This is a genomic window from Pseudomonas sp. Larv2_ips (assembly GCF_963879675.1).
Lineage (GTDB): Bacteria > Pseudomonadota > Gammaproteobacteria > Pseudomonadales > Pseudomonadaceae > Aquipseudomonas.
The window spans coordinates 266,028-273,872 of the sequence record NZ_CAWOAW010000001.1 but is presented as its reverse complement, the minus strand read 5'-3'; the positions used below and the strand labels follow the sequence as shown (position 1 = coordinate 273,872).

The window sequence follows — 7,845 nt, the reverse complement described above, 5'->3', positions numbered from 1 at the left end:
GGGTTAGCCGCGTTGGGCCATGGATGGCCCGTCGCGGCGGCCCACGGATTCAAGCCGGAGTGAGGGCATGCCGAGCCTGGGCGAGGCACCGAGTGGTGGGGCAGAGACCTTTTGGTTACTTTTGGGGCGTTTGCCAAAAGTGACCCGCTGTAAGAGCGGAACCCTAAGTGGCCGTTACCGCAGCAACGGATATGCACTCACTCCCACAGCACAGACCAAAGCCCACCCCTCACTTCATACTCGTAAACGCAAGCTTCACACCAATCGCAATCAAAACCGCCCCCATGGTCCGATCAAACCAATGCCCCATCCGCGCAAATCCCGCGCGTACCCGCTGCTGACTGAACAACATAGCCACCAGGCAAAACCACAACGCCGTCGCCACCGCCAGGTACACACCGTACCCAGCCTGGATCGCCAGCGGCGTGTGCGGGTTGATCACCACAGTAAACAGCGACAGGAAAAACAGCGTGGCCTTGGGGTTCAAACCATTGGTCACAAACCCCACTGTAAACGCCGCACGCGGAGTGCGCTCACCCACTTCAGGCCGCAACTCGCCCTCGGCAACCGGCTTGGCCGGCTGCGCACGCAACGCTTTGAAACCGATGTACAACAAGTACGCCGCCGCCGCCCACTTCAGTGCGTTAAACAGCACGATGGACTGCGACACGATCAAACCAATCCCCAGCAGCGAATAGCCCACGTGCAGGAAAATCGCCGAGCCCACACCCAAAGCGGTCCAGGTGCCGGCGCGACGGCCATGGGTCACACTCTCGCGCACCACCACGGCGAAATCCGGGCCGGGGCTGGCCACCGCCAACAAGTGAATCAAGGCTACGGTCAAAAACTCGGCGGCGTACATGCTCACTCCATTAAGTAACTGATTATTTCATCTGATAGGCTCGGCAGATTACGCCTTCGAACCCTGTCGCAAAAGGTACAGTTGATGACGAACAATCGCCGCGCCGTCTTCCTTGATCACCCGTCCCTGGACCTGGGGGACCTGGACCTCAGCGAATTGCGCAACAGCTTCAGCGACCTGCAGCTGTACGCGCATACCACGCCGCAGAATGTGATCGAACGCCTGCAAGGCGCTCAAGTGGTCATCAGCAACAAGATCGCGCTGAATACCGAAACGCTGCAAGCCTGCCCCGAACTCAAGCTGATCCTGGTATCGGCCACCGGCACCAACAACGTCGACCTCGCCGCGGCCCGCGCCCATGGCATTACGGTGAGCAACTGCCAGGGCTACGGCACGCCGTCGGTGGCGCAGCACACAATCATGCTGTTGCTGAATCTGGCGACGCGCCTGAACGACTACCAACGCGACGTCAGCGCGGGCAAATGGCAACAAGCCAAACAGTTCTGCCTGCTGGATTACCCGATTGTCGAGCTGGAGGGCAAAACCCTCGGCCTGCTCGGCCACGGCGAACTGGGCAGCGCCGTCGCGCGTCTGGCCGAAGCCTTCGGCATGCGCGTGGTGCTCGGCGCGATTCCGGGCCGCCCTGCCCGCGCTGACCGCGTGCCACTGGATGAACTGCTCGCGCAAGTCGACGCGCTGACCCTGCACTGCCCGCTCAATGAACACACCCGCGACTTTATCGGTGCCCGCGAATTGGCACTGCTCAAGCCCGGCGCGTTTATCGTCAACACCGCGCGCGGTGGTTTGATCAACGAACAAGCCCTGGCGGACGCGTTGCGCAGCGGCCATCTGGGCGGTGCGGCCACCGATGTGCTGAGCGTGGAGCCACCGGTAAATGGCAACCCGCTGCTGGCCGGCGACATTCCTCGCCTGATCGTGACGCCCCACAACGCCTGGGGCAGTCGCGAAGCGCGGCAGCGCATCGTTGGCCAACTGGCGGAAAACGCCCGCGGCTTTTTCAACGGCACCCCGCTGCGCGTCGTCAGTTGATAAACTGCGCCCCTTTTCAAGGAGCAGACCATGGATCCGCGCAGTGAAGTACTGCTTCGTCAGGCCGAACTTTTTCAAGGCAACCTGCTGCTGGTAGGTTTGCCCGCCGACGATTTGCTCGGCCGCCTGCCCAATGCCCACGGCTGGAGCTGGCATGCCGGCGACCAGGCGGCGCTCGACGCACGCTTCCCCGAACGCAGCCATTTCGGCGTGAACGTGCCCGAACGCGGGTTTGATGCGGCGGTGATTTTCCTGCCCAAATCCAAGGACCTCACCGATTACCTGCTCAACGCCGTGGCCGCACGCCTGCCCGGCGCCGAGCTGTTTCTGGTCGGCGAGAAAAAAGGCGGTATCGAAAGCGCCGCCAAGCAGATGATTCCGTTCGGCAAGCCCCGCAAGCTCGACAACGCGCGGCACTGCCAGCTGTGGCAGGTCACCGTGGCCAATGCCCCGCAAGCGGTCGAACTGCAAAGCCTGGCGCAGGTGTTTGAAGTACCGCTGGCCGAAGGGCCGCTCAAGGTGGTGAGCCTGCCGGGCGTGTTCAGCCACGGTCGCCTGGATCGCGGCACCGAGCTGTTGCTTGCACACCTGGACAAGTTGCCCAGCGGGCACTTGCTCGACTTTGGCTGCGGCGCCGGCGTGCTGGGCGCTGCGGTCAAGCGTCGCTACCCGCACAACACGGTGACGATGCTTGACGTGGATGCGTTCGCCGCCGCCAGCAGCCGCCTGACTTTGGCGGCCAATGGCCTGGAAGCCGAGGTGTTGACCGGTGACGGCATCGACGCTGCGCCGATGGGTTTAAGCGCGATTTTGAGCAACCCGCCGTTCCATGTCGGCGTGCACACCGATTATTTCGCCACGGAAAACTTGCTGCGAAAAGCGGCGAAACACCTGGCAAAAGGCGGCGAACTGCGCTTGGTGGCCAACAGCTTCCTCAAGTACCAACCGCTGATCGAAGAGCACTTGGGCGTGTGTGCAATCAAGGCCGAAGGCAACGGTTTTCGCATTTATCGTGCCAAACGCGGCTGATAGCTTTTTGAAAAAGAAGGCTTGCCGAATGGGTTTTGCCTAGGCAGAATCCGCTCCGTCCTAGGGGAGTAGTCTCCCACGAGCGCCACGCTCGTCCGGCATACGTCAACATACTTGGTCAGCAGACCATGGCGTATGCGACCCAGGAGTCCGCACAGACGGACCGGGGTTTGACAAGACCTATGACACGCACACCTTACCCGGGGCGGGAAGGCTGTACGTGTCATAGCCGTGTCGACCCGCCCCTGGAAACTTACCTGATGCTGGATTCATTACTCGTTCCTACCGCAATCGTTGCCTTGGCCGAAATCGGCGACAAGACGCAACTGCTCGCGCTCATCCTTGCTGCTCGCTTCCGCAAACCCTGGCCCATCATCGCCGGCATCGTCGCCGCGACCCTGGCCAACCATGCGGCTGCCGGTGCCGTGGGCGCCTGGTTCGGCAGTTTCTTCTCGGATGCGGTGTTGCACTGGATCCTCGCGGCGAGCTTCTGCGCCACGGCGCTGTGGACCCTGGTGCCGGACAAACTCGACGATGACGAAGCCAGTACCACGCGCAAGTTCGGCCCGTTTCTGACCACGCTGATTGCGTTCTTCCTCGCCGAAATCGGTGACAAGACGCAGATCGCCACGGTGATGCTGGCGGCGCAATACCCTGAGCTGTGGCTGGTGATTATCGGCACCACCCTGGGCATGCTGATTGCCAACGTGCCGGTGGTTCTGGCGGGGAATTTCGCCGCGGAGAAACTGCCGCTGACCCTGATTCGTCGACTGGCGGCTACGGCGTTCTTCGTTCTGGCGGTGGTGGCGGTGTACAAGGCCATGCAAAGCAGCGGCTGGATCTAGACCTGTAAACCCCATCCAATGTGGGAGCTGGCTTACCTGCGATAGCATCAACTCGGTATTTCTGAAGGACCGACCCGCCTGCATCGCAGGCAAGCCAGCTCCCACAGGGGTCCGCGTTAACTCAGGATTTCTTGGCCTGCTGGTAAAGCGGCATTACTTTCGGAATCGCCGCCTGCAATGAGGCGATCCGGCTGTCGGAGGCCGGGTGCGTGCTCATGAACTCCGGTGGAGAACCTTCCGACGCCTTGGCCATCTTGTTCCACAACGTGATGGCCGCGTTCGGGTTGTAACCGGCCCGAGCCGAGAGCTCCAGGCCGATCAGGTCGGCTTCGTTTTCATTGGCGCGGCTGTTGGGCAGCGTCATGCCGTAGTTGGCCACCGTATCGGCCAGCGCCAGGCTGTCCTGGCCCAGACCGAACAAGGCACCGGCGCCCTGCTTGGCCATCTCGATGCCGTAGGCCTTGGACATGGCTTCACGGCCGTGTTCGCGCAAGGCGTGAGCGATTTCATGGCCCATCACCGCGGCCAGTTCGTCATCGGTGAGCTTGAGGTTGTCGATCAACGCGCTGTACACGAAGATCTTGCCGCCAGGCCCGCAGTTGGCGTTCATCTCATCACTTTTGATCAGGTTCACCTCCCACTTCCATTGCGCCGCATCCGGGCGAAAGGTCGGCGCCTGGGCGATCAGTCGATTGGCGATGGCCTGCACGCGCTTCGCGTTGGCACTGGTTTTATCGAGCATGCCTTTGCCGCTCGCCTCACCCAGCGTCTGCTGGTAGGACTGGGCATACATCTGGTCGACTTCCTGGCTCGACAACATGCTGAACATATACTGCTTGCGCTCTACCCGACGGCGCCGCCGCTGGTGGTGTTAACCGACTGGCAACCCGCCAGCAGCATCGCCGCAACCAACCCACTTACCGCCAATGACTTCTTCATGAACACGCTCCCTGAAAACATGGCGCGTATCCTAGGCGCTCATGTGTATCGGCGCCAGATACAATAGACGTGTAACCGCTAACTTTCAGATACATCCCACATGCCCACAGCGGCGGCCAACAGTCCATTTGCGACATCCGGCACTATTTCACCCGCCGAGCCTTAAGCCTCCCGAGCCCGTGGCCGATACACAAAGGCAGCCCACCTGCCCCTGCGCCCGGAGCTTTCATGAAATTCAAGTCGATTCAGTTTTCTGTCGCAGCACTGACCGGGGCCATCGTGCTGAGTGTGGTCGCCGTTTTGGTGCTCTACGCGGTGTTCGCCGGCGCGCGCACCCAGGAACTGGTGCAGGAACGCACCCAGGCGCAGTTCGAGCAGATCATCGAGCAACGGCTCACCGCCCTGGCGCACACCCAGGCCACGTTGATCCAGCGTGAATTGGAAGCGCCCTTGGTGACCGCCAAAGGCCTGGCCACGGCCAACGCCCTGCTCGGCATGAAAGACGCCAAGGGCGAACCGGCCTTGCAAGTGGGCCGCGAACAACTGATCAACCTGTTGCACGAAACCGTGGTGCGCAACCCGAAAATCCTTGGCGCGTATATCGGCTGGGAACCCAATGCGATCGACCATAACGACGCCGCCTACGTGAACACGTCGATCGTCGGCATGGCCGCCGACGGGCGCTTCCTGCCGTGGTGGTACCGCAACGCCGATGGCAGCCTGGGCCTGGACAAACTCGCCGACGTCAACGACCAGAACATCCTCGCCACCGGCGTGCGCGCCAGTGAGTACTACCTGTGCTCCAAAGAAAGCAAGAAGCCCTGCGCCATCGACCCTGCGCCTTACAAGGTCGGCAATGCGATGGTGATGCTGGCCTCGTTTATCGAACCGATCATGATCGATGGCACTTTCCAGGGCATTGTCGGCGCCGACCTGTCGGTGAACTTCATTCAGGACATGCTCACCCGCGCCGACCAGAACCTCTACAACGGCGCCGGCGAACTGGCGCTGATTTCCAGTAACGGTCGCCTGGTGGCCTACACCAAGGACGCGAGCAAGCTGGGCGAAAAAGCCGCTGACTTGCTCGACAGCAACGCTCTGGCCAATCTCGGCCAGCTGAAAGTCGGCGAAGTGCGCTACGACATCGATAAGGAACACGGGCACATCGAGCTGTTCCTGCCCTTCAACATCGGACAGGCCGAAGCGCGCTGGACCTTGATGCTGCAACTGCCACTGAGCGCGGTGATGGCCGATTCGCAAAAACTGCAAAGCGACCTGCAAGCCCAGCGCAAGACCGACACCTTCGGCATGGCCATGTTGGGCCTGTTGATTGCCGGCCTCGGCTTGCTGGTGATCTGGCTGGTGGGCCACGGCATCGCCCGCCCCCTCAAGCAAATGGTGGCCATGCTCAATGACATCGCTCAGGGCGAAGGCGACCTGACGCGCCGCCTGACCAGTGACCGGGCCGATGAACTGGGCGCGATTGCCACCGGCTTCAATACTTTCCTGATCAAGCTGCAGGGCATGATCACCCAGGTGGTGAGCTCGGTGCAGAAGGTCAGCGATTCGTCGGAGCACACCGCCGACATCGCGATTCGCACCAATCAGGGCGTGCACAAACAGATGGTCGAGATCGACCAGGTGGCCACCGCCGTGCATGAGATGACGGCCACCGCCCAGGACGTGGCGCGCAATGCCACCCAGGCCGCGCAAGCCGCCAGCCACGCTGACCAAGCCGCAAGCCAGGGCATGCGCATCGTGCGTGATACCTCGACGTCTATCGGCGCATTGGCGCAGGAAATCGGTAAAGCGGTGGGCGTGGTGCAAACGCTGGCCAAGGACAGCGAGAACATCAACGCGATCCTCACAGCGATTCGCGGGATCGCCGAGCAGACCAACCTGCTGGCGCTCAACGCCGCCATCGAGGCAGCGCGGGCCGGCGAGCAAGGCCGTGGTTTTGCGGTGGTGGCAGATGAAGTGCGCAACCTGGCGCAGAAGACGCAGAAGGCCACCGAAGAAATCCAGACCATGATCCAGCAGTTGCAACAAGGCACGCGCGATGTGGTTAAGGTGATGGAAGACAGCCAGAACCGCACCGATGAAAGCGTGCAGCATGCGGCGAAGGCGGCCGAGGCGCTGGAGACGATCACTCAGGCGGTGTCGGTGATCAACGACATGAATACCCAGATCGCCAGCGCCGCCGAGGAGCAGAGCGCGGTGGCCGAGGATATTAATCGCAATGTGATCAATATCGGCCAGGTGGCCAATGAAGTGGCGGGCGGCGCGGATGAATCGAGCGCAGCCAGTGCGGAGTTGACCAAGCTGGCGGAGCAGCAGCGGCGCTTGATCAATCAGTTTAAGGTTTAGGATTTGGCGGTGGTCTTCAGGCCGCTATCGCAGGCAAGCCAGCTCCCACATTTTGATGTGTGAACACCTTCAAATGTAGGAGCTGGCATGGAGTGAGCCCGACTTCAGCCCGGTGTCAGGCACTCCGGCCCATTCAGCTTCGGATCATTGACCATATTGGCCAACACCCGCTCGCGCAACGCAGCCGGCTCACTGGCCAGCAAACCCTGCAACACCGGCAACGGCGTCTGCGGATTCAGCCACGCCTCCTGCCCCGCCGCATCCAGGATCAAAGGCCGCCGCTGACTCTGCGCCGCCTGGGTCACCACCGCGGTGCTCAGCCATACCTGTTCCTGCACCGGATACGCTTCCCAGATCGCCGCAAAAAACAGCGTCGAGCCCTCGCCCGGCGTCAGCCAGTACGGGCGCTTGCGCTGGGTGCCGCGCCATTCGTAAAACCCGTTGGCGGGCAGCAGGCAGCGGCGCTGGCGGAAGGCTTCGCGGAACATCGGTTGCTCGGCCAGGGTTTCGGCGCGGGCGTGGGCCGGGGTGCGGGAAAGGTCAGTCAGCCAGGGCGGCGTCAGGCCCCAGCGCGCGCGCGCCAGGGTGCGCTGGCCTTCGCTCAAGCGCTGAATCAGCACCGAATCATTCGGGGAGATGTTCCACTGCGCCTGCTGGTCGGCCGGGAAGCCCGGCAAGGCAGCAAACGTAGGGTTCCAGCGAAACAGGGCATAACGTCCACACATGGGGTAACACGACTCTTGGGTAAACCGA

Annotated in this window: 6 protein-coding genes, 2 pseudogenes and 1 riboswitch; of the genes and pseudogenes, 5 read left to right on the top strand and 3 right to left on the bottom strand. The window is 62.0% G+C overall.

All coding sequences use genetic code 11. The features are described from left to right. Positions 1-229: 229 nt before the first annotated feature. On the bottom strand, positions 230-862 hold the full coding sequence (locus AACV02_RS01330; protein WP_119736643.1) for a LysE family translocator: 633 nt from the start codon (positions 860-862) through the stop codon (positions 230-232). Between the two features lie 84 nt (positions 863-946). Between AACV02_RS01330 and AACV02_RS01325 the strand changes: the two genes are divergently transcribed. From AACV02_RS01325 to AACV02_RS01315, 3 genes are all read left to right on the top strand, one after another. Beyond that, positions 947-1,912 carry a 2-hydroxyacid dehydrogenase gene (locus tag AACV02_RS01325; protein WP_119736640.1) on the top strand — a complete coding sequence of 322 codons (966 nt, stop codon included), beginning with the start codon at positions 947-949 and terminating at the stop codon, positions 1,910-1,912. A 30-nt stretch (positions 1,913-1,942) separates the two neighbouring features. Then, complete coding sequence (locus tag AACV02_RS01320; RefSeq protein ID WP_119736638.1) at positions 1,943-2,941, top strand: class I SAM-dependent methyltransferase; 999 nt, start codon at positions 1,943-1,945, stop codon at positions 2,939-2,941. A 50-nt stretch (positions 2,942-2,991) separates the two neighbouring features. Then, positions 2,992-3,113: riboswitch (yybP-ykoY riboswitch) on the top strand. Between the two features lie 88 nt (positions 3,114-3,201). After that, positions 3,202-3,786 carry a TMEM165/GDT1 family protein gene (locus AACV02_RS01315; RefSeq protein ID WP_016974259.1) on the top strand — a complete coding sequence of 195 codons (585 nt, stop codon included), beginning with the start codon at positions 3,202-3,204 and terminating at the stop codon, positions 3,784-3,786. 121 nt (positions 3,787-3,907) lie between these two features. On the opposite strand, the pseudogene AACV02_RS01310 reads toward AACV02_RS01315, so the two are convergent. Next, positions 3,908-4,725: pseudogene (locus AACV02_RS01310) on the bottom strand (M48 family metalloprotease). A gap of 228 nt (positions 4,726-4,953) precedes the next feature. Here AACV02_RS01310 and AACV02_RS30815 point away from each other — a divergent pair. Together AACV02_RS30815 and AACV02_RS30810 are read left to right on the top strand one after the other, a co-directional pair. Next, positions 4,954-6,234: pseudogene (locus tag AACV02_RS30815) on the top strand (HAMP domain-containing protein); the annotation flags it as partial. A 15-nt stretch (positions 6,235-6,249) separates the two neighbouring features. Next, on the top strand, positions 6,250-7,092 hold the full coding sequence (locus tag AACV02_RS30810; protein WP_372239320.1) for a methyl-accepting chemotaxis protein: 843 nt from the start codon (positions 6,250-6,252) through the stop codon (positions 7,090-7,092). A 104-nt stretch (positions 7,093-7,196) separates the two neighbouring features. On the opposite strand, the gene AACV02_RS01300 is transcribed toward AACV02_RS30810, so the two are convergent. Beyond that, on the bottom strand, positions 7,197-7,817 hold the full coding sequence (locus tag AACV02_RS01300) for an SOS response-associated peptidase (protein ID WP_106578702.1): 621 nt from the start codon (positions 7,815-7,817) through the stop codon (positions 7,197-7,199). Positions 7,818-7,845: the final 28 nt, after the last annotated feature.

Excerpts from the sequence above, each read along its gene's own strand:
- AACV02_RS01330 (WP_119736643.1), bottom strand. The coding sequence starts at position 862 with ATGTACGCCGCCGAGTTTTTGACCGTAGCCTTGATTCACTTGTTGGCG.
- AACV02_RS01325 (WP_119736640.1), top strand. The coding sequence starts at position 947 with ATGACGAACAATCGCCGCGCCGTCTTCCTTGATCACCCGTCCCTGGAC.
- AACV02_RS01320 (WP_119736638.1), top strand. The coding sequence starts at position 1,943 with ATGGATCCGCGCAGTGAAGTACTGCTTCGTCAGGCCGAACTTTTTCAA.
- AACV02_RS01315 (WP_016974259.1), top strand. The coding sequence starts at position 3,202 with ATGCTGGATTCATTACTCGTTCCTACCGCAATCGTTGCCTTGGCCGAA.
- AACV02_RS30810 (WP_372239320.1), top strand. The coding sequence starts at position 6,250 with ATGATCACCCAGGTGGTGAGCTCGGTGCAGAAGGTCAGCGATTCGTCG.
- AACV02_RS01300 (WP_106578702.1), bottom strand. The coding sequence starts at position 7,817 with ATGTGTGGACGTTATGCCCTGTTTCGCTGGAACCCTACGTTTGCTGCC.